At 58.2% G+C, this 26,574-nt stretch carries 12 protein-coding genes; 10 read left to right on the top strand and 2 right to left on the bottom strand.

The features are described from left to right. The first annotated feature begins 378 nt into the window (after window positions 1–378). The 4 genes from QP109_RS05980 (at window position 379) to QP109_RS05965 (ending at window position 11,861) form a co-directional block, all read left to right on the top strand. The gene (locus QP109_RS05980; protein ID WP_285023968.1) at window positions 379–7,386 is read left to right on the top strand and encodes a hypothetical protein; all 7,008 of its coding nucleotides are present in this window, start codon (window positions 379–381) and stop codon (window positions 7,384–7,386) included. Window positions 7,387–7,604: 218 nt separating this feature from the next. After that, entirely contained in the window at window positions 7,605–9,206 is a 1,602-nt protein-coding gene (locus tag QP109_RS05975) for a SpaH/EbpB family LPXTG-anchored major pilin (protein ID WP_285023967.1), read from the top strand. A gap of 114 nt (window positions 9,207–9,320) precedes the next feature. Continuing rightward, a complete protein-coding gene (locus QP109_RS05970) occupies window positions 9,321–10,337 on the top strand; it encodes a class C sortase (RefSeq protein ID WP_285023966.1) in 1,017 nt (338 codons plus the stop codon). 240 nt (window positions 10,338–10,577) lie between these two features. Continuing rightward, entirely contained in the window at window positions 10,578–11,861 is a 1,284-nt protein-coding gene (locus QP109_RS05965; RefSeq protein ID WP_285023965.1) for an InlB B-repeat-containing protein, read from the top strand. Between the two features lie 257 nt (window positions 11,862–12,118). Here QP109_RS05965 and QP109_RS05960 read toward each other — a convergent pair whose 3' ends face one another. After that, entirely contained in the window at window positions 12,119–12,343 is a 225-nt protein-coding gene (locus tag QP109_RS05960; protein ID WP_101627650.1) for a transposase, read from the bottom strand. A gap of 132 nt (window positions 12,344–12,475) precedes the next feature. Between QP109_RS05960 and rpoB the strand changes: the two genes are divergently transcribed. Beyond that, window positions 12,476–15,955: a DNA-directed RNA polymerase subunit beta gene (rpoB, locus tag QP109_RS05955; protein WP_285023964.1), complete on the top strand. Its 3,480-nt coding sequence runs from the start codon at window positions 12,476–12,478 to the stop codon at window positions 15,953–15,955. A gap of 15 nt (window positions 15,956–15,970) precedes the next feature. Further along, window positions 15,971–19,867: a DNA-directed RNA polymerase subunit beta' gene (locus tag QP109_RS05950; protein ID WP_285023999.1), complete on the top strand. Its 3,897-nt coding sequence runs from the start codon at window positions 15,971–15,973 to the stop codon at window positions 19,865–19,867. Between the two features lie 372 nt (window positions 19,868–20,239). On the opposite strand, the gene QP109_RS05945 is transcribed toward QP109_RS05950, so the two are convergent. Then, the gene (locus tag QP109_RS05945) at window positions 20,240–21,286 is read right to left on the bottom strand and encodes an endonuclease domain-containing protein (RefSeq protein WP_101627649.1); all 1,047 of its coding nucleotides are present in this window, start codon (window positions 21,284–21,286) and stop codon (window positions 20,240–20,242) included. A gap of 631 nt (window positions 21,287–21,917) precedes the next feature. On the opposite strand from QP109_RS05945, the gene rpsL reads away from it, so the two are divergent. From rpsL to tuf, 4 genes are all read left to right on the top strand, one after another. After that, window positions 21,918–22,292 (top strand): 30S ribosomal protein S12, encoded by a 375-nt coding sequence (gene rpsL, locus QP109_RS05940; RefSeq protein ID WP_006681505.1) that lies wholly within the window; start codon window positions 21,918–21,920, stop codon window positions 22,290–22,292. Further along, window positions 22,292–22,762 (top strand): 30S ribosomal protein S7, encoded by a 471-nt coding sequence (gene rpsG, locus QP109_RS05935; RefSeq protein WP_006681504.1) that lies wholly within the window; start codon window positions 22,292–22,294, stop codon window positions 22,760–22,762. The genes rpsL and rpsG overlap by 1 nt, the downstream gene beginning before the upstream one ends. 89 nt (window positions 22,763–22,851) lie before the next feature. Further along, window positions 22,852–24,975: an elongation factor G gene (gene fusA / locus QP109_RS05930; protein ID WP_285023963.1), complete on the top strand. Its 2,124-nt coding sequence runs from the start codon at window positions 22,852–22,854 to the stop codon at window positions 24,973–24,975. A 162-nt stretch (window positions 24,976–25,137) separates the two neighbouring features. After that, on the top strand, window positions 25,138–26,325 hold the full coding sequence (gene tuf / locus QP109_RS05925; protein ID WP_101627646.1) for an elongation factor Tu: 1,188 nt from the start codon (window positions 25,138–25,140) through the stop codon (window positions 26,323–26,325). Window positions 26,326–26,574 lie beyond the last annotated feature (249 nt).

Below are 26,574 nucleotides of genomic sequence, written 5' to 3'. Positions count from 1 at the left end.
AATTTGATTTTTTCACCGGTTCAATAGAGCTATCGGTGTCGCAAATGGGGTTTGCGAACTTCTCTTTGGAAGACTATCTTTACTATGGAGCCGTTCTAAGCAACAAAGAAAGGGCGTTTGGAATGCGTTTGAGGGCAGCTCGACCTAAGGGGGGGGGGGAGCGGGTTTTTAGCGACCCTTCTTTGCTGCCTGCTGCTGATAACACTTACACCTGCTGGTGCATTCACGGCACCGCGATCCCTGGGCAACGATGGCTTAGAGGGCGGGCGACCCGGCACGATTAGAGGCAAGGTTTACGACGACCACCGCCACAACCCCGAGATCTACAACGCTTCCACGCGTCTCGACCCGCAGGACTGGCCGATCGCAGGCGTCAAGATGAAGGCCATGCTGATTAAGTCTGACGGCACGGTGATTATGAGTCGCGACGAGTTCAACAACCCGGTGCCGTTCGAGGCCACCACCAACGCGGATGGTGACTACACTTTCAACTTCCGTCCAGCGCTGCGCGAAGCGTATAACTTGCCTGCCGATGCAGAGAACCCGCGCGTACGTATCGAGCGCTTCGACCGGGTTCGGGTCTGGGTTGATGAGTCCAACTACAACCCTGGTGGCCCGCTTGTAGATTTCACCCCCAAGCGCCTCAACGGCGGCGGCCGCTTCAACGTCGTTGACACGCTAACCTTGTCATGGTTGGGAACCACAAACTACATTCATGGTTCGATCTCGAACTTCAACATGGCTTTCCGTCCCAAAACGGTGACCGCTGCAGCCGCGAACGACGCTTGGAACAAGGATGATGTGAACGGCCACCCTGCCAGCCGTCAGTCTCCCGCCGACCCGCTGGGTGACGAGTACGACAAGAAGGGCAAACACCTGCCGAAGAACCAGTGGGTGCCTTCGTCGCGTCACATTGCGCCAGATACCAGAAACGTTAACACTAACCTTTTCCTGTGCGGCCACGTTTATGCCGACCGCACGTTCAGATTTGACCGCTGGGATAGCGCGCCGGGCAAGAGAGACCGAACTGCAGCTAAAGACCCGGCTGTGCCTGGCGTGCGAGTTGTGATTTCTTCTTATGCCCAGGACGGCCTCGGCAAGCCGACGGACATTTTGCAGACCCGCTACGACTACACCGATATGGACGGCGCGTTCTGCATCGGCTGGGACGATGTGTCCGAAGTGCATAACCGCCCGATTGTGGCGGGTGCTTCGCCTGCCAAGTTCATGGTGACCATCGAGCCGCCAGCGAACTATCAAGAGGCAGAGGCCGATATCAAGGCATTGATTAACAAGGATCGTCGCCCGCAGGCTGAGGATGCTGGCACCGAAAAAGCCAAGTCGGAAGGGCTTTATAACGAGCTGCTGAAGCCTGAAAATAAGAGCCGCATCCTGAAGGCAAGTTCTTCGGGCAGTGGTTTGCCCGAAGGTTTCGCCGCGGTTGGCGCCAATGGCTGGTATGGCACGATCCGCCCAGCTTACGGTAACGCAGGTGCCCCGTTTGGCACTGGTGTTTCTTCAGTCGATGGCGCCTGTGAGTTCCGCACGGGCTACTGTCTGCCCGACCTCCTGGTTTGGGAGGTTGCGCAGGCTGTGGGTCAGAATAACTACCAGTTGGCTGGAACTGGTCTCGATCTGGGTCTGATCCCAACCCTGCCCGAGGTGGATTATTCGCGGTACTCCACCGAGTCGGTGCTGGCAAACGAGAGCAGCATTGATGAGCAGGAGAGCAAAGACGCTAAGACTATCTGGGCGAATATCAGGGTGACGCTGCCTGGTTTCAGCTACCGTTTGGTCGCCGTGCCGCGTGGCTCCTCCTGGGATTCCATTGCTTCAGAGCGAGGGTCTTGGTATTTCGCCAACGCAGAGGGTTGGGTCCCATCCGAGGAAGTGGCTACCGAAAATAATGGCCTGATGAAGATGCAGGTGCCTGAGGGATTCCCGGCCGGCGATTACCAGATGGCGCTGGTCTCCAAGCGCGAGCCGCAGAAGGATGCTTTGGGCAATTCAAAGGGCCAGACTGAGTACGACGTCATCAATATCACGCCGCTGCGGGTCACCGATTCCAAGGTTTTCACCTACACGGGCAATATAACTAAGGGTTCTGACGAGGCCGCCGAGAACGATAAAGCGCGGCAGGCCCGCGACGACGCTTACGGCAAGTCTCAGGAAGGCGAAGCCAGCTACACCGCGCTGCCTGGCCAGAAGGTGTACGCCACCTATCTCGATTTGGGCGAGTCGCGTGACGCCGATGAGGGCACGCACCGCGTCGAGCTGTGCGATGCGGATGCCGACGGCAAACTGAAGCTGACTGAAGGCAAGCCAACCTGCCGCGAGGTCGATTCGCAGATTCGCCCCGACACCAAGAAGAATGCCAGCGGCGGAGTCGAAGTCATTGAAGACCAGTTCGCCCACAAGTCAATGGGCGAGTGGAATGTGCCGGTCGACCTTGCTGCGGGCAATTATCTGATGCGGTTGGTGCACACTAAAGCTAAGCAGAATTTTGATGTTACTAAGCGGATAGACGTAGGCACTAACTACCCGCTCAAGGGCATGACCATCCCGCGCGATGAGGTCGTCGATCAGCGTCCGTTCACGGTTCTCGAGCCGTTCATCGATGCGGTCAGCAAGCCGTGTGGCGAAGACGGCAAGACCGCCGGCGATGTTTCCGTGACGCTAAAGGGCCTGCACAAGGGCACCAGTTACACGCTCACGTTTAAGCCCAACGGCGACGGCACCGAGATCTCTAAGCAGATCACGGCGTCTTGCGATGGTGACGGCATTTGCTCACAGCAGGTGACATTCACTGAGGCAGAGCTGGACGCTATCCGCGCTAACGAGGCGAACACCGGGCGCGGCGTGCTGACGCTGGCGCGGGGGGACACGAAGCTAGACACCGGCTCGATGAGGGTGCTTTCCCAGAAACAGTGTGAAACTACCGGCGGGTCGGCGCTGGGCGACGGCTGGGAGTGGGATCAGCCGGAGATCGTCCTGCCCTATACCGAGATTCACTTGGGCTACACGCCGAAGCAAAATGCCGATTACGCGACGGAGATAATAGAGGATCCCAACACCTACACTCAGTTCAATCGCATTAAATACGGTGGTTTCTATAAGCATGGATACAACAAAGAAGGCACCGATGCTGAATCGGCAGATGCCGGAAAACTGCTTACCGAAGCCGACTTCGCAACAAACTGCGTGGAGAACCCGACCGTCGGCGAACTGGGCGGTTCTGGTGTAGCGAATCGAGCTCAAGACAAGAATAACAGCTCGTTTTGCCACATTCCCTGCTTGGAGGGCACCGGCGAGGGGTCTTGCCAGCAGCTCTACGGCGCCCCGTACGGTACACCGGTCTATCTGACCCCGTATCGCCGCAGCCTTAACAGTGGTTCCCTTGCTTCGGAAAATACTATTGCGGGCACTAAAGAGGTTTACCGTAACGGCCCGATCCGCGTGGAGGTGCGCGACGGCAAAGACTACCAGCCCGGCAGCGTATTAAGTGATCCTGCTAAGGGCGGTAGCCAGAGTTCCGGCCAGTTGATCGTGTGGAACAGCGACGGCAAGTTGAAGAACAGCGTCCAAACCAAGGGAGACTTTCCATCGGCCGCAGGTGGTAGCTCGAACATCGACTACGGTGCATGGCAGTTCTACAACAAAGCCACCGGCAAGCCAGTCGATGGTTTTAATGACACAGTTTGGCGCGTGAGAGGCAACGGCAAATACTACGATGGTGTCTCCGGAGACACGCGCGAGCGTTGGCCGACACTTGTCTGGGGAAACCAGCCAGGCGGCGGGTCAGACGACTCCCGCACCTGGTGGAGTAATAAGACTATCTGGGGAGGCACACAAGGTGATAAGAAACGTTGGGAAGCCGAAGTCGGTACAAACAAGGATCCCGGCTACTTCCTGGTTCGTCCCGGTGGCGAGAAGATGCCGAACGAAGACATCGTCCTGTGCAGCCCCAAGATGCAAAGGAATGATGACGGCAGTATTCCTGTAGACCAGATCGCCGGCAAACTCAATACACCTGATGGTTGTGTTAATCCTCCAAACAGGTCCGAGCTGAACGTCGGTGTTCAGGTGCTCACCTTCGATTACCAGACCCAGAAGACCGGCGACTACCTCAGTCGCGAGTGGATGTCCGGCGCGAAGGTGCTGGACAAGAACGGCAACCCCGTGCTGGATTCAAACGGCAACGAGGTGATCCACAAGGGCGTTAACTCTGAGCGTGCTTTACCCAAGGCCCAGACCAAACAGGCTGTGTTGGTTCCCTACAACGCCCGCAGGTTCTACAACGAGAACTGGTCGAACCCGCGTCCGCACCAGTTCCACTGGGGCGAGCCGGTCGGCTTTGACGGGCGTTGGATTGTCGGACAGTACAACACCAAGGACTTCAACACGAAATCCACTGACAAGACCGAAGGCGGCGACTGGGCCTCGAAGCAGTGGGATACCTCCGATTGGACGTGGGACGCCCAAAATAAGGTATTTAAGACGAATAGTCTTAACGACTGGGATGCAAACGGCAGCTTCTGCAAGTACATATTCCGTTACCACAACGGAACAAACCCTGCTGGCACCATTTCTGGTGGCTACAACAACCAGAATTTAAAGTTCATTCCGAAATACGAGCAGGAAAAGCTCTGGCGTGAGCTTGGCCTCGACATCGTCACGGTTATGTACAACGGCGATAACAATAACCTGCCCAGCGAACGCGTCGGCTGTGTGATCTCCACAGACGCCGAGGACGACGTGCCGATCTATTCCGAGGGCAGTTTCATGGACAAGTACCGAAACGCTCCTGATAGAGCAGGCTCCACCGTCCAGAATTACGACAAGAATCTTGAGGAATCGCTACCTGCCGAATGGAACGGCAAACCCGCCAACTTCAAGCCGCATAGCGCGGCTAATAAGCCCACGGGTCGCCTGCGCTACGGCGCTCCGCTCGGCATCCACGACCTGCAGGTCGACGTCATTGACGAGCCACAATTCGCCGGTGGCACTCCCAATAGCCGCATAACGCTTCCCGAGCCTTGGCGCATCGAGGTTCTTCCTAACGTCGACCTGAAAGACCCCGTCATTACCGCCTGGACCGGCGAAGGCGCTTTCTCACCGGCTATGGATGGGGAGCAGCCTGCTTCGGGCACCACCGTCTGGAAGCAGGGTGACACCTATCGTGTGCATCGCGGAGATAACTTCGACCTGAAGTTCTTGGCTGGGCCTAAGGCTGGCGAGGCGGCATACCAGATCAAGAAGTTCGAGCCGACGGGCGACAACCGTCCTAATGGCGTGAACTTCGATGAAGCTAACAACGGCAAGTGTCTCACCGATGAGGGCGATGCTTTGCTTGCCACTGGCGATCCGGCGACGTGCAATAAGCGCATTATCAAGCTGGACGGCACGGTCGCGGGTGATGCCGCGCTGGGCGTCTACCAGTACAAGGTGACGGCGACCAGCACCAACTCGTCCGACCACGGCGAGCACGAAGAGATCTCGTTCATCATGAACATTGAGGTACTGGCCGAGCCCGCCGCAAAGCCGACGCTTAACCCTGCCGATTTCTACGGCACGGTAGACAACCCGGTGACGTGGGGCCCGCTTGAATACACCCTGGGCAAGAACTCCGATGGCACCGACCAGAAGATCGACTCCATGAGAGTGGTGAACCCTGCGCAGCTGCCCGAGGGCGTCAGCTTCGGCACGAGATGCGTGACCCCAGGTGGCGAAGGCGAGCTGTGTAAGAAGTACGGCTACTACTTCATCGGCACGCCGACTAAAGAACAAAAAACCTGGGTTGACGTCGAGTTGACCGTCCGCAACAATGACGGCAAGACCGCAACTGTCACCGCCAGGTACAACATGACGGTCGCCAACAACGAGACCGTTCTTACCGCGCAGACAATAACCGGTGAAGCAGGCACCTTGTTGGAGACCGAGACCAACTACGTTGGCAAGCCGATCAACTCGAAAGACGGGCACAAGTCGTACTCCCTGTTTGGCATGAATGGCGTCACGGCCAACATGAAGAAGGGTAGCGGGTTCACGCTGGAATACGAGACGCCACCGGCTGATGCGGCCGAGCTGAATAAATATCCGGTGCTCTCGCTAGAGGAAGTGCGCGACGCCCGCGGCAACCTAACCGATGTCGTGTTCAAGGGTCAGCTGAATAACGTCGGCGAATACAAGATGGTTGCTCGCTGGACCTACCAGGACGGCACCGTGGTGAAGGTCGCCAAGCTACCGATAACGGTGACGGTTGAGGACGCCACGCCTCCGAATATCGACGGGATAAACGATCAAGAGGTTTACCTTGGCGAGAACGGCCAGGTTGCTGCCGACACAGTTATCAACAACGTCTATGTCAAAGACAACGACGGCAAGGGTAGCTACCCGGTTGCGATAACTGGCCATAGCGCGACGGACACTGACCTGACTAGCGCCACATTCTGCGCGCCCGTTGTGGGTGACGGCGGAACTGCCAATAAACCCAGGAAGGTTTTCCACCAAGGCATCGAATACACTGAGGACGTTGGTGGCCAGACGCTGACCTTGACCGGCCAGCAGGGCAGGCTCAACGACAGCGGCGTGTTCGAGCCAGCAACCGACGTGGTTAACGACCCGTGGCAACTGACTGTCGGCACGGAGGGTAAGTCGGCGGGGACATACATGTGCCACGTGAACTTCACCGACGCCACCGGCAACACAGATCGCAACACCACGCAGTTCAGCCCGAACAAGTCGCTGAACAAGACCACTCATGTCGACGAGAACTGGCTTGGCGAGCGCATGTTCCTGCTTAACATCAAGCAGGCGTTGGAGCTGAACGTTATGCCCGACGAGGAGACGATCGTTAAGGGTTCGCCGATGTTCAGGCCGATGAACGTTGAGGCTTTCTCTCACGGGAATCCCTCGAAGATCAACGTTCAGACGCTTTGCGCCCCGTCCCAGGCCTCTGACGGCTCCGTTGACGGCCTACCTTCCGATCAAAACGGCCAGCCTTCGGTGGGGATCAGCGACACCAAGTTCGGCGTCGAAACGCCTAACGCCGACCAGATCGGTCTGGACGGCTACAAGGCGCGTACTGTCGCGAAGATTGACGGCAACGCAAACGACGCCCAGGTTGGCACGTACAAGTGTTACGTCTACGCGGTGGGCGAGGGCTTCACACTGAATGACGACGGCACGGTGAGTGGCGACGGCACGCCCATTGAGGGTGTCAACTGGGTGCGTAAGCCGATCACGGTTCATGTTGTCGAGGCTGTACTGCCCAAGACGGGCGTGTTTAGCCTCAACTACGTCGCGGGTTACGCGGCGCTGTTGATAGTTGCTTTGGCAGGGGGTGGCTACCTGTATCGGACTAGACGTGGAGAGTCCAGGGCTTAAATGGGGTCCGCCGGTAGGACAGCTGAAACTGGCCGATCGCTGGAAAGCCAAATAACTCATCTTGTGCCCGCTGGAGAGATCCGACACGCACAAGTTGGGACGAGATAACCAGCAATTCGAATCCTGGACATAGTAGGGGGCATCGGAAGATGCCTGGCCCGAAACTTCGGGCAGCAAGGACATCAACCGATGTCAAAATGACATTGAAAGGAAAGAAAATGGCTAAGAAAAAGTCATTCCGCAAGCTGCTAGCAGCAGCTTTCGCGCTGACGCTAGTCGGCGGACTGGGCGCTGGCGGAGCAGCGAACGCTGTGCCCACTGGCACTGCCCCTTGGGCAGACGGAGCACCGACCACGGGCTCGATCAAGATCATCAAGACAGATGACAAGAACGGTGGCGCTAAGGTTAAAGACGCTGGCTTCACCGTCACTCAGGTCACCGAAATCAACGGTAAAGCAGTCAACACCACTAGCTACGCCGGCTGGGAGACCATCGCCAAGAACATCGATGCGATGAATAAAGGCACCGCTAACGTTACTACCGGCACTGTGCATGCTGAGCAGAAGACTGACGTCAATGGTGAGACAACCTTCTCTAACCTCCCGGTAGGCCTCTACCAGGTCGAGGAGACCACGATCCCTGCTGGCCACACCGTGGATGTCAAGAAGTTCTACATGACCATCCCGGAAATCACCGGCACCGATTCGACCAACCTGACCTACAACTACGACGTAACCGTTAACCCGAAGAACGTCAACGAGTCCGGCAACGTCACCAAGAGCGACCCGTCGGGTAGCGTTGTCGGCGCGGGAGCTAATGCCAGCTACACCGTTACCGCCAAGCTGAACAAGTCCAAGGGCACCGAACGGGACGCCAAGGATCTGACCAAGGCCGATATTAAGAACTTCGCCATCTTCGATGACGTCCAGGTCGACGCTTTCGAAACTCCTACTGAGGCCGTGGTGGGCGAGGTCAAGGCCGATGACACCGTGCTGACTCCCGCCGTTGATTACACTGTTACTGTCACAGCCGACCCGGAGGGTGCTGGTTACGACGCTGGTACGCGTACCCGTGTCCAGGTGACCTTCACCGAAGCCGGCCTTGAAAAGATCGCTGCTGAGGCCAATAAGGCCGGCAACGCGGGCAAGAACATTCCTGTCACCGCTGTCTTCAACCTGAAGCTCAAGGCCGATCTGTCTGGTGCGATGAAAGATAATGACGGTAACGTTGTCGTAGTCAACAAGTTCGGTTTCATTCCCGGCAACGGTGAAGGCGAGAACCCCTCCAACCCGGTTGTCCCGAACCCGGGCAAACCCGATCCGAACAATCCTGGTCCTGGAGACCCGACCATGAAGTTCGGCGATTTCCAGATCAAGAAGACCGACGCCACCGATAATACTGCACTTAAGGACGCAGAGTTCATCGCCTTCGCCAAGAAGGCTGACGCCGACAACTGCGTTAAGTCCGACGATCGGTCGAACTGTACAGGAGCTGCTGCTGAATACGGCACCAAGACCACCGGCACTGACGGCAAGACTGAGGCTTACAAAGCCAAGGTAGGCCAGGAATTCTATGTGGTTGAGAAGAAGGCTCCGTCGGGCTACATCCTCTCCAACAACGTGACTGCGGTCATTGTTACTGCTGGTAGCAACGTCTTCGAGACCGGTATCACCAACGTCCGGACCAAGGACTCTGGCAAGTGGTTCAACCTGCCTCGCACCGGCGCCATCGGTGTTGGCATCTTCGCTCTGCTGGGCGCTGGCCTGGTAGCTGGCGGTACCGCAATGCACGTGCGTTCGCGTCGTCGTGAAGACGCCTAACAACGCAACGGTAGATAGCCGTTGAACAGTGGGGGGGCTGGCCAAACGGTCAGCCCCCCACACTCTCTAAAACCACACGCAGGCTAGGTGCTGCGAAAAGACACGGTAGGAAGAATGAACGAAGATCTCCAAGGCCACAACGAGGCAACCGGCAAGGCTGCGCGAACCTCTCTTGCAGACGACGCTTATACTCCCGACCCCGAATACCGAGCCATTCGCGGCTCGGACGACCAGGCCAACGACAAGAAAGATCGCCGAAAGCGCTGGACACCACTAATCTTCATTCTGCTGGGCGTGCTCTGCCTGGCATACCCGATCACCTCCACGGTCTGGAACAACCATCAGGCCAAACTGGTCAGCCGCGCCTACGAGAACCAGGTGAACAAGCAGTCGCAGGAATTGAAAGACTCCTACATCAAGCGTGCCAGGGAATACAATGCCACCCACACGGGCTTCCCGGTGCTCGACCCGTACCTGGGCAACGTGGCCCCCGACTCGCCCGAATACCAGGAATACCTGAATGTGCTCGACCAGCCGAGCGGCATTATCGGCGTCGTCAAGATCCCCAAGATCCAGGTCAAGCTGCCGATACGGCACGGCACCGACCATGACACCTTGAATGCCGGTGCCGGCCACATGTTCGGTTCCGACCTGCCGGTCGGCGGTGTCGACCGACACACGGTCATCACAGCTCACACCGGCCTGCCGACTTCCACCATGTTCGACCGGCTGACCGACCTGGAGATCGGCGACGAGTTCTTCCTCGAGGTTCAAGACCAATCATTCGGTTATCGCGTCACCAGAATCGACGTCGTGAAACCCAATGACCCGTCCCTGCTCGGCCGTGAAAAGGACAAGGATCTGGCCACCCTGCTCACCTGCACGCCCTACGGCATCAACTCCCATCGGCTGCTGGTGACCGGCGAGCGAATCATCCCGACCCCGCAAAGCCCCGCGGTCGACGGCCCCCAGTGGTCGTGGTGGATGACCCTGTTCTTGATTGCGATCGTGATTTCGCTGCTGATCGCAACCCAGGTGGCCCGCTACACGGCTGCCAGGCGCAAGAAAGAGAAAGAAGAGGAATCCGCCGAGGGTGCTGAGGCTCCCGATTCACTTGCTGAACTCTCCTAGCCAGACTCGTTTTTCGTCCGGAAAACCTGGCTTATTTGAAGAATGCAGAGGCGTGGTGGCCTGGTGCTTCGCAGATTGGGCAAACCCAGTAGGAACTGATGAGGAACGGATATAGTTAAAACGTGCGGCAAGCACTATCCTTTTGGAGGCGGTTTTATGGAAACAGTTAGGCGTTCCGACATTTGGTGCGGTCTTTTGGCTCTTGTAACCACATTGTGCCTCGTGGTAGGGGGAGCGGACATGGCTGTGGCCGAGCCGGCTGAAGCGGACCCCGTTCCAACGACAATCTCCGCATATACTCCCGGAGGGTTCCTGCCGGGGGCGAATGGCAAGGCACCGATCTACGGTTCGGTGAGCGCAACCTGGCCTGATGGCACCGATACTGCCCTGTCTGGGGCTGCGGTTAGCCTGTATCCCCATCCCACGTCAAAAGAGGACAGAGAGTCTGGCGCTGTCGCCCCCGTCTATCAAGCAACCACCGATAAGAACGGCATGTACCAGTTCACCGTGGATGCCTCTCCGAGCGGGGACCGGGAGTTTGACATGATGATCGAGTATAAAGGCGTCAAAAAGGTGTATGGCAATGATGCAGATTCTGCAAGTGCCACATACGTTACACGTCGAATAGTCGTTCGCCCAATTCTCACCACTGAGGCCGATCTTGACGAGGCTGGCACTATACAGGGGAAACTGGCTGAGCCCAAGGTGCTCGAGCTCAAGCGTGACCAGGTTGTTGACTGGGACATGTACCTGTTGGGACGCGGCACAAACCTCTGGGGTGAGAAGGCGCCCGGATTCGACGTAATGCCGATCGAGTTGTGGAAGGACAACTCGAAGGCTTATGGCAAGCTATCGAGTGCCTTTGTCACCCACGGGACCAAGATAACTGCCGTCGATGAGAACGGGAATCCGGTCGACCCGAGCCAAATCACCGCAAACCCTGGGACCTACACGGTCACCTACGAGATTGGCTTTGAGCTTCCCAAGACGGGCGATGAACCCATAAAGAGCTACCTCACGACCCGTAGTGGTAATGAGTTCCCCGGGTATCCAGAGTTTCCTGCAGAAGGCAACCGCATGGTGTTGGGCAGTGCCTCCCTCACGGCAAAGGTGCCCTATAAGCTTTCCTACGATGCCAACGGTGGGGAAGGCGCAACCCCCGACGAGGCATCGTTCATGAAGGGCGCTCCGGTTACTGTTGCGGGCCATGGCGAGCTGAACAAGGGCAAAGCAGAGTTTACCGGTTGGAACACGCAGGCCGACGGGAACGGCACGTCGTATGCCGCAGGTCAAGAAGTGACCTTCGACGCCGACACCACGCTGTACGCCCAGTGGAAAGAGGCGCCGGCAAGCGATTCTGCCGCGCCCGCCAAGACGATGACGGCCTCCAAGTTGCCTCCTACTGGCAAGCTGGCTGCTACTGGCAGCAATATCCCCTATCTGTTTAAGGCAGCTGCGTTCGCATTGCTCGTAGGCTCTGGCATTGCAGTCTTCAGCAAGCTGGCTCGGCGTCGCCGGGAATAGGCCGACAATCGTAGGCGTCAAAGAAACTGCCGATTGAGCGCTGGAGCGGGCGCAGGATTTCTTTCGACTGGCTCTCACCGTATCTGAGCGGCGGCGGCTCCCACACGGGACCGCCGCCGCTTTTGCTTACTGGTGCGCGACTGCATGGTTGATTTAAAGGCGTGGCGCCGAAGAGCCTCATGGATAACGCTCATGAAACTGCTTGAATTCTCAGCTGTCGCGCTCTCGACACTAGGGACGCAGGTATCCTCGCCGCTCTATCGGAGACCTTTCTTCTGCTCGATAAGGTCAAGCAGCTCCTGGCGAGTGTGCACGCCCAGCTCGGCCGCCACCTTCTCGACTTTCCGCGTGGACACGCCCATGAGGTACATCTCGGTGAGCGCCGCGACGAGCGCACGATCGGCGCGCCAACGTGGTAGTTGCGTGAAACTCGGCACAAACGCCAAAAGATATTGAGGTGAGGAGCCACGAATCCGTATCATTAATACTTGCGCCTTATTATGCCCGAGGTGATCCGTATCCACCCCGCTGTATCAGGCGCTGAGCGGGATGGACGGAGTCAGATAATGGGCGAAGGCGTGTGTGCGCACCGAAAATGCAGGGAAGGATCCCCTTTGGCTGCCAGTAGCACTGCCAACCAGCCCAGGAACCGCATCTCATTCGCTAAGCTCGCCGAACCGCTTCAAGCCCCGAACCTTCTGGGTTTGCAGGTCGAGAGCTTCGATTGGCTGCTGGGCAACGACGCGTGGAAGGCTCGCGTCGAAGCCGCTAAGGCGGAAGGCCGTAACGACGTCCCCGACGTCTCCGGTCTTGAAGAAATCTTCGAAGAAGTTTCGCCGATTGAGGACTTGGGCAAGACCATGTCCCTTACGTTCAGGGAATGCCAGCTCGAACGACCGAAGTACTCGATCGAAGAAGCAAAGACCAAGGACTACACATACTCTGCACCGATGTATGTGACCGCGGAGTTCATGAACAACGAGACCCTTGAGATCAAGCGTCAGACCGTGTTCATGGGCGATTTCCCGCTCATGACCCCGCGTGGCACCTTCATCATCAATGGCACTGAGCGTGTCGTCGTCTCGCAGCTCGTCCGTTCCCCGGGCGTCTACTTCGAGCGCGTTTCCGAGCGTTCCACCGACCGTGAAACGTTCAGCGCAAAGGTCATTCCTAGTCGCGGCGCATGGCTCGAATTTGAAATCGACAAGCGCGATTCTGTTGGCGTTCGTATTGACCGCAAGCGCAAGCAACCTGTCACCCACTTCCTCAAGGCAATCGGCATGACCGAATCTGAGATTCGTGAAGAGTTTGCCGAATACCCGGTGCTCCTCGAGACCCTCGAGAAAGACACCGTCAAGACCCAGGAAGAAGCCCTCGTCGACATCTACCGCAAGCTCCGTCCCGGCGAGCCCGCAAACGTTGAATCGGCACGCACCCTGCTGAACAACTTCTACTTCGATTCGAAGCGCTACGACCTGGCAAAGGTCGGTCGCTACAAGATCAACAAGAAGCTCGGCACCGACGCAGATCCGAAGGCATCGACTCTCTCCATCGATGACGTCGTTGCAACCGTGAAGTACATGCTCGCTCTGCACAAGGGTGAGAAGACCTTCCTCGGTACCCGCAACGGTGGCGAGGTTGTCGAACTCCGTGTTGAAGCGGACGACATTGATCACTTTGGTAACCGTCGCATTCGCGCAGTTGGCGAGCTTATTCAGGCGCAGGTTCGCGCAGGTCTGTCCCGCATGGAGCGCACTGTCCGCGAACGCATGACGACCCAGGAAGCCGACTCGATTACTCCTCAGTCGCTGATCAACATCCGCCCGGTTGTTGCAGCGATCAAGGAGTTCTTCGGCACCTCCCAGCTGTCGCAGTTCATGGATCAAAACAACCCGCTCGCAGGTCTGACGCACAAGCGTCGTCTGTCGGCTCTTGGCCCCGGCGGTCTGTCCCGTGAACGCGCAGGCATGGAAGTTCGTGACGTCCACCCGTCGCACTACGGTCGTATGTGCCCGATTGAATCCCCCGAAGGCCCGAACATTGGTCTGATCGGCTCGCTCGCAACCTTCGGTCGCATCAACCCCTTCGGTTTCGTTGAGACCCCGTACCGCGTTGTTCGCAACGGAAAGGTCACCGACGAGGTCGAATACCTGACCGCAGACGACGAAATCGGTCACTACATTGCACAGGCCTCGTCCCGTCTGAACGACGACGGCACTTTCGCAGAAGACCATGTCCTCTGCCGTGTCGCCGGCGAAGACCCGACACTGATCCTGCGCGACCGAGTTGACTACATGGACGTGTCCGCACGTCAGATGGTGTCTGTTGCAGCAGCGTTCATTCCGTTCCTCGAGCACGACGACGCAAACCGTGCACTCATGGGCGCGAACATGCAGCGTCAGGCAGTGCCGTTGCTGACCACCGAAGCGCCGCTGGTCGGTACCGGTATGGAACGCCGTGCAGCACAGGACTCCGGTGAAATGATCATCGCCGCCCACGCTGGTGTTGTTTCCGAAGTTTCGGCAGACATGATCATCGTCTCCACGGACGAAGGCGGTCGCGACACCTACCGTCTTGAAAAGTTCGAACGTTCGAACCCTGGCAACTGCACCAACCAGCGTGTCATCGTCGACGAAGGCGACCGCGTTGAGGCCGGCTCCGTCTTGGCTGATGGTCCGGCAACCGACAACGGTGAAGTTGCACTCGGCAAGAACCTGCTCGTCGCCTACATGTCGTGGGAAGGCCTCAACTACGAGGACGCGATCATCCTGTCGCGTCGCGTCGTTGAAGAGGACGTCCTCACCTCGATCCATATCGAGGAATACGAGGTTGACGCCCGCGAAACCAAGCTCGGCGAAGAAGAAATCACCCGCGATATCCCGAACGTCTCTGAAGAGTCACTCGCTGACCTCGACGAGCGTGGCATTATCCGCATTGGTGCCGAGGTTACCGCTGGCGACGTTCTCGTTGGCAAGGTCACCCCGAAGGGTGAAACTGAGCTCACCTCCGAAGAACGCCTTTTGCGCGCAATCTTCGGTGAGAAGGCTCGCGAGGTTCGAGATACCTCCCTGCGTGTTCCTCACGGCCAGGAAGGCATCGTCATCGGCGTCCGCGAATTCAACGACGAAGAAGACGAACTCAACCCTGGCGTTCGACAGACCGTTCGCGTCTATGTCGCCCAGCGTCGCAAGATCACCATTGGTGACAAGATGGCAGGCCGCCACGGTAACAAGGGCGTTGTCTCCAAGATTCTGCCGGTCGAGGACATGCCGTTCCTCGAAGACGGAACCCCGGTTGACATCATCCTCAACCCGCTTGGTGTCCCCGGTCGTATGAACGTCGGCCAGGTGCTCGAATACCACCTCGGCTGGCTCGCTCACCAGGGCTGGGATGCTTCCAAGGCTGTCGAGGCCGGCGAAGCATGGACCCGTCACCTCCCGGCTGACGGCATCACCACCGAACCTGAGACTCTCGTGGCAACCCCCGTGTTCGACGGTCTTGAAGCCGACGAACTCGCAGGCCTGCTGCGTAACGTGAACCCGAACCGCGACGGCAACCGTCTGACGAACGAGCAGGGCAAGGCCCGCCTGTTCGACGGTCGTTCCGGTGAACCGTTCCCGTATCCGATCGCAGTGGGCTACACCTACATGCTCAAGCTCCACCACCTGGTTGACGACAAGATTCACGCCCGTTCAACCGGCCCGTACTCGATGATCACGCAGCAGCCACTGGGCGGTAAAGCCCAGTTCGGTGGCCAGCGTTTCGGTGAGATGGAAGTGTGGGCGCTCGAAGCTTACGGTGCAGCCTACGCGCTCCAGGAGCTCCTCACAATCAAGTCGGATGACACGACCGGTCGTGTGAAGGTCTACGAAGCGATCGTCAAGGGCGAAGACATTCCTGAGCCCGGTATCCCCGAGTCCTTCCGAGTCCTCATCCAGGAAATGCGCTCGCTGTGCCTGAACGTCGAAGCTCTCGACGCGGCCGGCAACGCCATTGACCTGCGTGACCAGGAAGAAGACTTCAACGCGCGCGAAGACCTCGGCATCACGCTTGATGCCCGTCCGAACGCTGCGGCGACCATCGACGCGATCTGATAGGGAGAGATGACTTTGCTGGACGCCAAAACGTTCGACAGCCTGAAGATCACCCTGGCCACAAGCGATGACATCGCTTCGTGGTCACACGGTGAAGTCAAGAAGCCGGAGACCATCAACTACCGCACGCTCAAGCCCGAGCGCGACGGCCTGTTCGGTGAACAGATCTTCGGCCCCACACGCGACTGGGAATGCGCGTGTGGCAAGTACAAGCGTGTCCGTTACAAGGGCATCGTGTGTGAAAAGTGTGGCGTCGAGGTCACGCGCTCTAAGGTTCGCCGCGAGCGCATGGGCCACATTGACCTAGCCGCACCGGTCACCCACATCTGGTACTTCAAGGGCGTGCCCTCGCGCCTCGGTTACGTGCTGAACCTCGCTCCGAAGGACCTCGAAAAGGTCATTTACTTCGCCGCATACATGGTCACCGAAATCGACGAAAAGGGCCGCGACGAGGACCTCATGGATCTGCGCGCTGAACTTGAGATCCAGAAGAAGCAGATGGAAGACCGCCGTGACGCCGCCATCAACCAGGCAGCCGAGAAGCTTGAAGCTGACCTCGCTGCTCTCGAAGCTGATGGTGCCTCCGCCGCGGAACGCGAAAAGCTCCGCAAGAGCGCCGAGAAGGACATGACGCGCCTTCGTAAGCACTTCGACGGTGACATTGATGGTCTTGAAGTCGTGTGGGAAAACTTCACGAACCTGAAGGTCGGTGCCCTGATCGGTGACGAGCGCCTCTACCGCGCAATGGTCGCCCGCTACGGCACCTACTTCAAGGGCGACATGGGCGCAGCTGCCATCCAGAAGCGCCTGGAAACCTTCGATCTTGAAGCCGAAGTCGAATCCCTCCGTCAGACCATTGCGTCCGACTCCGGGCCTCGTAAAGCACGTGCCATCAAGCGCCTGAAGGTCATCAACGCCTTCATCGCAACCGGCAACTCGCCGGCATCGATGGTCCTGACCAAGATTCCGGTTATTCCGCCGGACCTGCGCCCGATGGTTCAGTTGGACGGTGGTCGCTTCGCGACCTCCGACCTCAACGACCTGTACCGTCGAGTGATCAACCGCAACACCCGACTCAAGCGGCTGCTTGAACTGGGTGCGCCGGACGTCATCGTCGCGAACGAAAAGCGCATGCTGCAGGAATCAGTGGACGCGCTCTTCGACAACGGTCGCCGTGGTCGCCCCGTTGCCGGCCCGGGCAACCGCCCGCTGAAGTCGATCTCTGACATGCTCAAGGGCAAGCAGGGTCGCTTCCGTCAGAACCTGCTCGGTAAGCGCGTTGACTACTCTGGCCGTTCGGTCATCGTCGTCGGCCCGCAGCTGAAGCTCCACCAGTGTGGTCTGCCCAAGCAGATGGCACTCGAGCTCTTCAAGCCTTTCGTCATGAAGCGCCTCGTTGAGAAGAACTACGCGCAGAACGTCAAGGCAGCGAAACGCAAGGTTGAGCGTCAGCGCCCCGAGGTGTGGGACGTCCTCGACGACGTTATCCGCGAGCACCCCGTGCTACTGAACCGTGCACCTACCCTTCACCGTCTGGGTATCCAGGCGTTCGAGCCTCAACTCATTGAAGGTAAAGCCGTTCAGCTGCACCCGCTCGCCTGTGGCGCTTTCAACGCTGACTTCGATGGTGACCAGATGGCAGTCCACCTGCCACTGGGTGCCGAGGCTCAGGCTGAAGCACGTATCCTCATGCTGTCGACGAACAACATTCTGAAGCCGTCCGACGGTCGCCCCGTTGCGATGCCGTCACAGGACATGATCATTGGTCTGTTCCACCTGACTTCGGAACCGGATTCGACGATCGAAGTTGCCAAGGATTCTGCCGGCAACCCCATCGTTCCGTCGTTCTCCAGTGCCGCTGAAGCGCTTATGGCGTTCGACATGGGTCTGCTTGACCTCAACGCGAAGGCTCTCATTCGCTTCGACGGCATCGTTCCGCCGGCCGATTGGGAAGCACCTGAAGGTTGGGAACCGGGCGACGATGTTCTGCTCGAAACCAGCCTCGGTCGCGCGATCTTCAACGAGCTGCTACCGGTTGACTACCCGTTCGTCAACGAGGTCGTCGGCAAGAAGCAGCTCGGTCAGATCGTCAACACCCTGACCCAGCGTTACCCGAACGTTCTGGTTGCAGAATGCCTCGATGCCCTGAAGTCGGCCGGCTTCCACTGGTCGACCTGGTCGGGTATCACGATCGCGTTCTCCGACATCCAGGCGTCGCCGCGCAAGGAAGAAATTCTTGCTGAATACGAGGCTCGCGCAGCCAAGATTCAGGAAGACTTCGACGCCGGCTTCATCCTCGAAGAAAACCGCTACAAGGACCTCGTTGACCTTTGGCTCGAATGCACCCAGAAGGTTGCAGACGACATGCGCGGTAACTTCGACGATCGCAACACCGTGTACCGCATGGTCAACTCGGGCGCGCGTGGTAACTGGTCACAGGTCCAGCAGATCGCAGGTATGCGTGGTCTGGTGTCCGACCCGAAGCAGAAGCTCATTGAGCGTCCGATCAAGGCGAACTACCGCGAAGGCTTGACCGTTCTCGAGTACTTCATCGCAACGCACGGTGCTCGTAAGGGTCTTGCTGATACGGCACTTCGTACCGCAGAGTCTGGCTACCTGACTCGTCGTCTGGTTGACGTCTCGCAGGACGTCATCGTTCGTGAAGAGGATTGTGGCACCCGCCAGGGCGTCAAGATCAAGATCGCGAAGAAGGTCGACGGCGTTTGGGAGGCTCTCGAAACGGTTGAGACCACCGCATATGCTCGTAACCTTGCGCGCGATGCTGTGAACGAAGCCGGCGAGGTCGTCATGCCCGCAGGCACCGATCTTGGTGACGATGAGCTCATCGCACTTGCGCAAGCAGGCGTTGAAGAGATCACCTGCCGTTCCGTCCTCACCTGTGAATCGCAGGTCGGCACCTGTGCTGCCTGCTATGGTCGCTCGTTGGCCACCGGCAAGCAGGTCGATATTGGTGAAGCAGTTGGCATTATCGCCGCTCAGTCGATTGGTGAGCCCGGTACCCAGCTCACGATGCGTACCTTCCACACCGGTGGCGCCGCGTCGGCAGCTGATATTACCCAGGGACTGCCCCGCGTTCAGGAACTCTTCGAGGCTCGTACTCCCAAGATGGAAGCAAAGATGAGCGAGGCCGCTGGTCGCGTTCACATTGACGACGAGGATCCGTCGGTTCGTCGCATCATCATCACTCGTGATGACGCGAAGGAAGATGACGTTATTGAGGTCTCGCGTCGTCAGGAGCTTCTTGTTGCTGAAGGTGAGCATGTCGAGGCAGGCAAGCCTCTGACTGAGGGGCAGCTTGATCCGAAGGAAATCGTTCGCATCATGGGTCGCTCCGTCGCCCAGAAGCAGCTTGTTGACGAGGTCCAGAAGGTCTACCGCGATCAGGGCGTCGGTATCCACGCGAAGCACATTGAGGTCATCGTTCGCCAGATGCTGCGTCGAATCACCATCCTTGAGCCCGGTGATACGACTTTCATGCCCGGCGAGCTTGTTGACCGTATGGCTTACCTGGCGCAGAACCGCAAGGTCGCTGCCGAGGGCGGGCAACCTGCTTCCGGTCGTCAGATGCTTATGGGTATCACGAAGGCATCGCTGGCAACTGACTCGTGGCTGTCGGCGGCATCCTTCCAGGAGACGACGAAGGTTCTCACTGAGGCAGCGATGAACGGCAAGTCTGATTCTCTCGTTGGCCTGAAGGAGAACGTTATTCTCGGTAAGCTCATCCCGGCTGGTACCGGCTTGTCACGTTACAACCGAGTCACCGTTGAGCCGACTGCGGAAGCACTTGCTGCTTCGAACTACACGCAGATGGACTTCCAGGATGGTGGAGTTTCCGAGGACTTCCTCGATGCTCTTGGTGCGATTGACTTCGGTATGTCGTTCCGTGAGTAGTAGTTGCTCTTTAGCTAGGCAATGACCGGCTAAATACGAGGCGTGGCGCTCGATGCGTTTTATTCGCTCGGGCGCCACGCTTCATATATGTTGTCGCCCGCCCTCCGGCGCTTGTTCACCGTTGGCGAACGGTGAACAAGCGCGTGTTCGCTCAGAGCGAACAGGTTGTATCTGGTGCGCCGTCGAACGCACGTGGGAGACAGAAATTGCGAAATGTGAAGGTAAATCGTGAACAAGCGCGGGGGTGAGGAAGCGGTATCAGACGCGAGGCGACACCGTAGTGCCTAGGCAGTGGCAGGGTTGCCGAGTCGCAAGGGCGGAAATGTCAGTAAAAACGGTGGATTGATTCGGTCAGTAGAGACAGGCGGGGTGTCAGGCGTGGACGCGAGCGCGTCTCATAGTGGTCGGACAAACCCCAACCTGCAGAAGTAGCATGAACACGGAATTCAATATCTTCGAATAGTCTGGCAAGTCTTCCCAACGGAAACGGATGAACTGCCAACCGTCGGCCTCTAATTGTGTCTGTCGTTGAACTTGCTTGGCCGTAGCCTCATCAATCTCTAAGTCACTGTCCCCATACTTGAAACGCCCGTCAAACTCGATTGCGACGCGAGCCTCAGGAAAGCAGAGATCGAAGAAGAAACGGTTGCCGTTACTTGTGACTTCGTACTGCGTTTCAATGCCAGCTAGTCCGCTTGAACGCAGAATCCATAGGATGTGGCTTTCTCCAGGACTCTCGCACGCGGCATCGGCGTGAGCGAACAGCCAAGAGCCGTCTGCGCGATGGCGGTGGCCCGATTCGAGCTGTTTGAACTGAGCGCTCAACGACTGCCTGAGTGTTCGAAGGCGTTTTTTGAATCCAATGCTTCTGCTTCGTGTGTTCTCAATCAACAGGCGCATCCCCGAGCAAGCCATCGAGAAAGCTAGCGCACCACACTCCTGCACTGCGAGCGTCAACAGCGCGTCATGCAAGGTCAAACTCCGCACTCCATCAATCCTGCACGCGTGATTGGCGATAGGGAGCATCCGGTGAAATACGATTGTGGCGCGACTGGCTAGTACCTCTTCGCCGAGGGTAACCGCTGGTAACACCTTTGCAGAACGCGTTGAGTTCGACAGGGAAGCCATATGGACGTCGCCGGGGTAATCAAACGCGCGGGCACCGTGCAAGTACGCTGCTGATATACCCGTTGGAACGCATCGCGGATGAGTGTGCTGAACAGCGATAATGCGAGCAAGCTGGACGGCCTGTTCACGTTGCCAATGCTGAGGAAGTGTCGAGAGGTAGGTGACGCTCAGGAAAGCGCCTCTTCGTATTTCGACGTTGTACATGAGTTCGTCGCGCGAAGCGCGGTGTGGGCGGGTGAATGTCATGGCCTTGCGGACGTCGCGGATGCGAGGCGCCTGGAAACGGTGCATGGGGACCTCGATTGTGGGGTGAAAGGTGGAAGTAGGTGTCTAGCTTCCGCGATGGAGAAGGAATGTTCGAGGCTCCCTAGAGGGAAATGTTGATAAGTCGGGGTGTGTGAAAACTGTGGAAAACTACCGCGCTTGTTCACCGTTGCGGGACTCAATACGGGGAGGGAAGCGCCTAGTTTTGCGACTTTGGCGCGCTTGTTGAAGCAAAGCGCTCCTAGGCGTTCATGTCCGCCAGCGTTTGGAAAGGAGGTGCGGTGCCCTAAGCGAGGAGTTGTTGTTGGTGAACGAGCGCGGCGGGTGAGGCGGGCGGTGGTGAACAAGCGCGGTGGGGAAGTGGGGCGCACCTCACGAGTTATGCCTTTGACCAAGAAACCCCAAGCCTCGTAAACTAGACGAGGTTCCCGTGAATTTACGGGTTCTCTTTCGTCAGCTTTCGCTGACAGCGGGCTCCGTCCGTCGGAGCTCCGGGCGTCATTCTCTGGCCAGCCGAACGGTGGCTATCATGGCGCACCGGCCCTTGACGGACATGCGTGTGTCCGTAAGGGGATTCGTCAAGCCATGGATGACTAGACAAGGGCCTTTCGCGACTGCTCAATCGAAAGGCCTCCGACGGAAAGAAACTGGAGAACCAGTGCCTACCATTCAGCAGCTCGTCCGCAAGGGCCGTAGCTCGAAGCGCTCTAAGGTGAAGACCCCGGCGCTGAAGGGCTCGCCCCAGCGACGTGGTGTGTGCACCCGCGTGTACACCACCACCCCGAAGAAGCCGAACTCAGCCCTCCGTAAGGTTGCTCGTGTGCGCCTTTCGTCCGGCATTGAGGTTACGGCATACATTCCCGGTGAAGGCCACAACCTGCAGGAGCACTCGATCGTGCTCGTTCGCGGTGGTCGTGTGAAGGACCTCCCGGGTGTCCGCTACCGTATCGTTCGTGGCTCCCTCGACACCCAGGGTGTTCGTGGTCGCCAGCAGGCTCGTTCCCGCTACGGCGCGAAGAAGGAGAAGAAGTAATGCCTCGTAAGGGCCCAGCTCCTAAGCGTCCCCTCGTCGACGATCCGGTCTACGGCTCGAAGGTCGTGACCCAGCTCGTCAACCGCGTCCTCCTCGACGGTAAGAAGACCGTTGCAGAGCGCATCGTTTACGGTGCACTGGAGACCGTGCGTGAGCGCACCGAGCAGGAACCGGTTTCGGTCCTGAAGCGCGCTCTTGACAACATTCGTCCCGCCCTTGAGGTTCGCTCCCGCCGTGTTGGTGGCGCGACCTACCAGGTTCCGGTTGAGGTTCGCCCCGCGCGCGCCACAACCCTTGCCCTGCGTTGGCTGGTTGACTACTCGCGTCAGCGTCGCGAAAAGACGATGACCGAGCGCCTCGCGAACGAGATCCTGGATGCTTCCAACGGTCTCGGTGCCGCTGTGAAGCGTCGTGAGGACATGCACAAGATGGCCGAGTCGAACCGCGCGTTCGCTCACTACCGCTGGTGATTTTGGGTGACGAGGCCGGGATCTTCGGTTTTCGTCAACCTTAATTTTGCCCGCGAATTCACAATCACTTCGAGCGAAGGATCGCACTCGTGGCACTAGACGTGCTTACCGACCTTAACAAGGTTCGAAACATTGGCATCATGGCTCACATCGATGCCGGCAAGACGACCGTGACGGAACGCATCCTGTTCTACACGGGCATTAACTACAAGATCGGCGAGACCCATGACGGCGCCTCGACGACCGACTGGATGGAACAGGAAAAGGAACGCGGCATTACGATTACGTCCGCCGCTGTTACCTCTTTCTGGAACGGCAACCAGATCAACATCATCGACACCCCCGGCCACGTTGACTTCACGGTTGAGGTTGAGCGCTCCCTGCGTGTGCTCGACGGCGCTGTTGCAGTCTTCGACGGCAAGGAAGGCGTTGAGCCGCAGTCTGAGACCGTGTGGCGTCAAGCTGACAAGTACGAGGTTCCGCGTATCTGCTTCATCAACAAGATGGACAAGATGGGCGCTGACTTCTACTTCTCCGTTTCGACGATTAAGGATCGCCTCCACGCGACCCCGATCGTCATGCAGCTCCCGATCGGTGCAGAGAATGACTTCGAGGGCCAGGTTGACCTGCTCTCGATGGAGTCCCTGCGCTACCCGGCAAAAGACGACAAGGGCGAGGCAACCCTCGGCTCCCTCGTTGTTCGTGGCCCGATCCCAGAGGATCTGCAGGAACGCGCGGAAGAATACCGTGAACTCATGATCGAAGCTGCTGCGGAAGGCTCTGACGAGCTGACCGAGGCATACCTGGAGAATGGTGAGCTGACCGTCGAGCAGATTAAGGAAGGCATCCGCCTGCTGACGATCTCTGGTCGCGCATTCCCGGTTTACTGCGGTACCGCTCTTCGTAACATGGGTGTTCAGCCCGTGCTCGACGCGGTTGTTGACTTCCTCCCGTCTCCGCTGGACGTTGAGTCCGTCCGTGGCTTCAAGCCCGGTTCGGAAACCGAAGAAGAGACCGAGTCCCGTAAGCCTGACGAGAACGAACCGTTCGCAGCTCTTGCATTCAAGATTGCTGCTCACCCGTTCTACGGCAAGCTCACCTTCGTCCGCGTGTACTCCGGCAAGGTGGAGTCTGGCGCACAGGTCTTGAACTCCACCAAGGGCAAGAAGGAACGCATCGGCAAGATCTTCCAGATGCACTCCAACAAGGAAAACCCCGTGGATCAGGCACATGCTGGCCACATCTACGCGGTTATCGGCCTGAAGGACACGACCACTGGTGATACGCTCTGCGCAATCGACAAGCCGATCGTTCTCGAATCGATGACGTTCCCGAAGCCTGTTATCCAGGTTGCGGTTGAGCCGAAGTCGAAGGCTGACCAGGAAAAGATGGGCGTCGCAATCCAGAAGCTCGCCGAAGAAGACCCGACCTTTACGGTCGAGCTCGACGCTGAGACTGGCCAGACGATCATCGGTGGTATGGGTGAGCTTCACCTGGACATCATCGTTGACCGTATGCGTCGCGAATTCAAGGTTGAAGCAAACGTCGGTGCTCCGATGGTTGCCTACCGCGAGACCATTCGCAAGAAGGTCGAGAAGTACGAATACACGCACAAGAAGCAGACCGGTGGTTCCGGCCAGTTCGCGCGTGTCATCATCGCTCTCGAACCTATCCCCGCAGGCTCCGAGGAAGAGTACGAGTTCGAGGACAAGGTCACTGGTGGCCGCGTTCCGCGCGAGTACATTCCTTCGGTGAACGCTGGTATCCAAGACGCCATGCAGTCCGGTGTTCTCGCCGGATACCCGATGGTTGACATCAAGGCAACGCTCCTCGACGGCGCGTACCACGAAGTTGACTCTTCGGAAATGGCGTTCAAGGTTGCCGGTTCGATGGCTTTGAAGGAAGCCGCGAAGAAGGCAAGCCCGGTTCTTCTTGAGCCGATCATGGCCGTTGAGGTCCGTACTCCTGAGGAGTACATGGGCGACGTCATCGGCGACCTGAACTCCCGTCGTGGACAGATTTCGTCCATGGATGAGCAGCACGGTATCCGCGTCGTCAAGGCACAGGTTCCGCTCTCTGAAATGTTCGGATACGTTGGCGACCTGCGTTCCAAGACGCAGGGTCGTGCAGTGTACTCGATGGAGTTCGACTCCTACGCGGAAGTTCCGCGTAACGTCGCTGACGAAATCGTCGGCAAGTCCCGGGGCGAGTGAGTCCCGATCCGTCGCGTTTCGCTTGCTCGCGCTAAGAAATTAGCGCGAGCGTAGCGACCCGCCTCACATACCAACAATTTCCATGTAGGTTTCGGCCGGCTGGGTGTTAGAGTTGCACCTAGCCAAAGGCTAGAAAAACTACCCGAGTCCAGGAGGACACAAGTGGCGAAGGCCAAGTTCGAGCGCAGCAAGCCGCACGTCAACATCGGTACCATCGGTCACGTTGACCACGGCAAGACCACGCTTACCGCAGCAATCACCAAGGTTCTGCACGACAAGTACCCGGAACTGAACGAGTTCACCCCGTTCGAAAACGTCGACAACGCTCCTGAAGAGCGTGAGCGCGGCATTACGATTAACGTTTCCCACGTCGAGTACCAGACCGAGGCGCGTCACTACGCACACGTCGACGCCCCCGGCCACGCCGACTACGTCAAGAACATGATCACCGGTGCAGCTCAGATGGACGGCGCAATCCTCGTTGTCGCCGCCACCGACGGCCCGATGGCACAGACCCGCGAGCACGTTCTGCTTGCTCGCCAGGTTGGCGTTCCGACGATCCTGGTTGCCCTCAACAAGGCCGATATGGTCGACGATGAGGAAATGCTGGAGCTCGTTGAGGAAGAGTGCCGCGACCTGCTCGAGTCCCAGGACTTCGATCGTGACGCCCCGATCATCCAGGTTTCCGCGCTGAAGGCTCTCGAAGGCGATCCGCAGTGGGTTGCGAAGGTCGAAGAGCTCATGGAGGCAGTCGACACCTTCGTGCCGACTCCTGAGCGCGACATGGACAAGCCGTTCCTCATGCCGATCGAAGACGTCTTCACCATCACCGGCCGTGGCACCGTTGTCACCGGTCGTGTTGAGCGTGGCAAGCTCCCGATCAACTCTGAGGTTGAAATCCTCGGTATCCGCGACCCGCAGAAGACCACCGTTACCGGTATCGAAATGTTCCACAAGTCCATGGACGAAGCATGGGCAGGCGAGAACTGTGGTCTCCTCCTCCGTGGCACCAAGCGCGATGAGGTTGAGCGCGGTCAGGTCGTTGCCGTTCCCGGCTCGATCACCCCGCACACCAACTTCACCGGACAGGTCTACATCCTCAAGAAGGAAGAAGGCGGTCGTCACAACCCGTTCTTCTCGAACTACCGTCCGCAGTTCTACTTCCGCACCACGGACGTGACCGGCGTCATCACCCTCCCCGAGGGCACCGACATGGTCATGCCGGGCGACACCACCGAGATCACCGTCGAGCTCATCCAGCCGATCGCTATGGAGCCGGGTCTGGGCTTCGCGATCCGCGAGGGTGGCCGCACGGTCGGTTCCGGTCGTGTCACCGAGATCAGCAAGTGATCCCTGCCGGTCAAGTGGACCGTTCGCGGATCGCTTGGACCGGATGATCGCCTGAGGTCTTTTGACCTGAGCGGGCCGCCATCCCCGAAAGGGGGTGGCGGCCTTTTCGTGTTTGTGTGCTTGTTCGCGGTTGTTTGTGTGCTTGTTCGCGGTTGTTTGTGTGCTTGTTCGTGGTTGTTTGTGTGCTTGTTCGTGGTTGTTTGTGTGCTTGTTCGTGGTTGTTTGTGTGCTTGTTCGTGGTTGTTTGTG

The sequence above is a fragment of the Pauljensenia sp. UMB9872 genome (assembly GCF_030212665.1).
Lineage (GTDB): Bacteria > Actinomycetota > Actinomycetes > Actinomycetales > Actinomycetaceae > Pauljensenia > Pauljensenia turicensis_B.
The sequence above is the reverse complement of the archived record's forward strand: the minus strand, read 5'-3'. Positions and strand labels throughout refer to the sequence as shown.

Coding starts and splice junctions, on each gene's coding strand:
- QP109_RS05980 (WP_285023968.1), top strand. CDS start 379: ATGAAGGCCATGCTGATTAAGTCTGACGGCACGGTGATTATGAGTCGC.
- QP109_RS05975 (WP_285023967.1), top strand. CDS start 7,605: ATGGCTAAGAAAAAGTCATTCCGCAAGCTGCTAGCAGCAGCTTTCGCG.
- QP109_RS05970 (WP_285023966.1), top strand. CDS start 9,321: ATGAACGAAGATCTCCAAGGCCACAACGAGGCAACCGGCAAGGCTGCG.
- QP109_RS05965 (WP_285023965.1), top strand. CDS start 10,578: ATGGCTGTGGCCGAGCCGGCTGAAGCGGACCCCGTTCCAACGACAATC.
- QP109_RS05960 (WP_101627650.1), bottom strand. CDS start 12,343: ATGATACGGATTCGTGGCTCCTCACCTCAATATCTTTTGGCGTTTGTG.
- QP109_RS05945 (WP_101627649.1), bottom strand. CDS start 21,286: ATGCACCGTTTCCAGGCGCCTCGCATCCGCGACGTCCGCAAGGCCATG.
- rpsG (WP_006681504.1), top strand. CDS start 22,292: ATGCCTCGTAAGGGCCCAGCTCCTAAGCGTCCCCTCGTCGACGATCCG.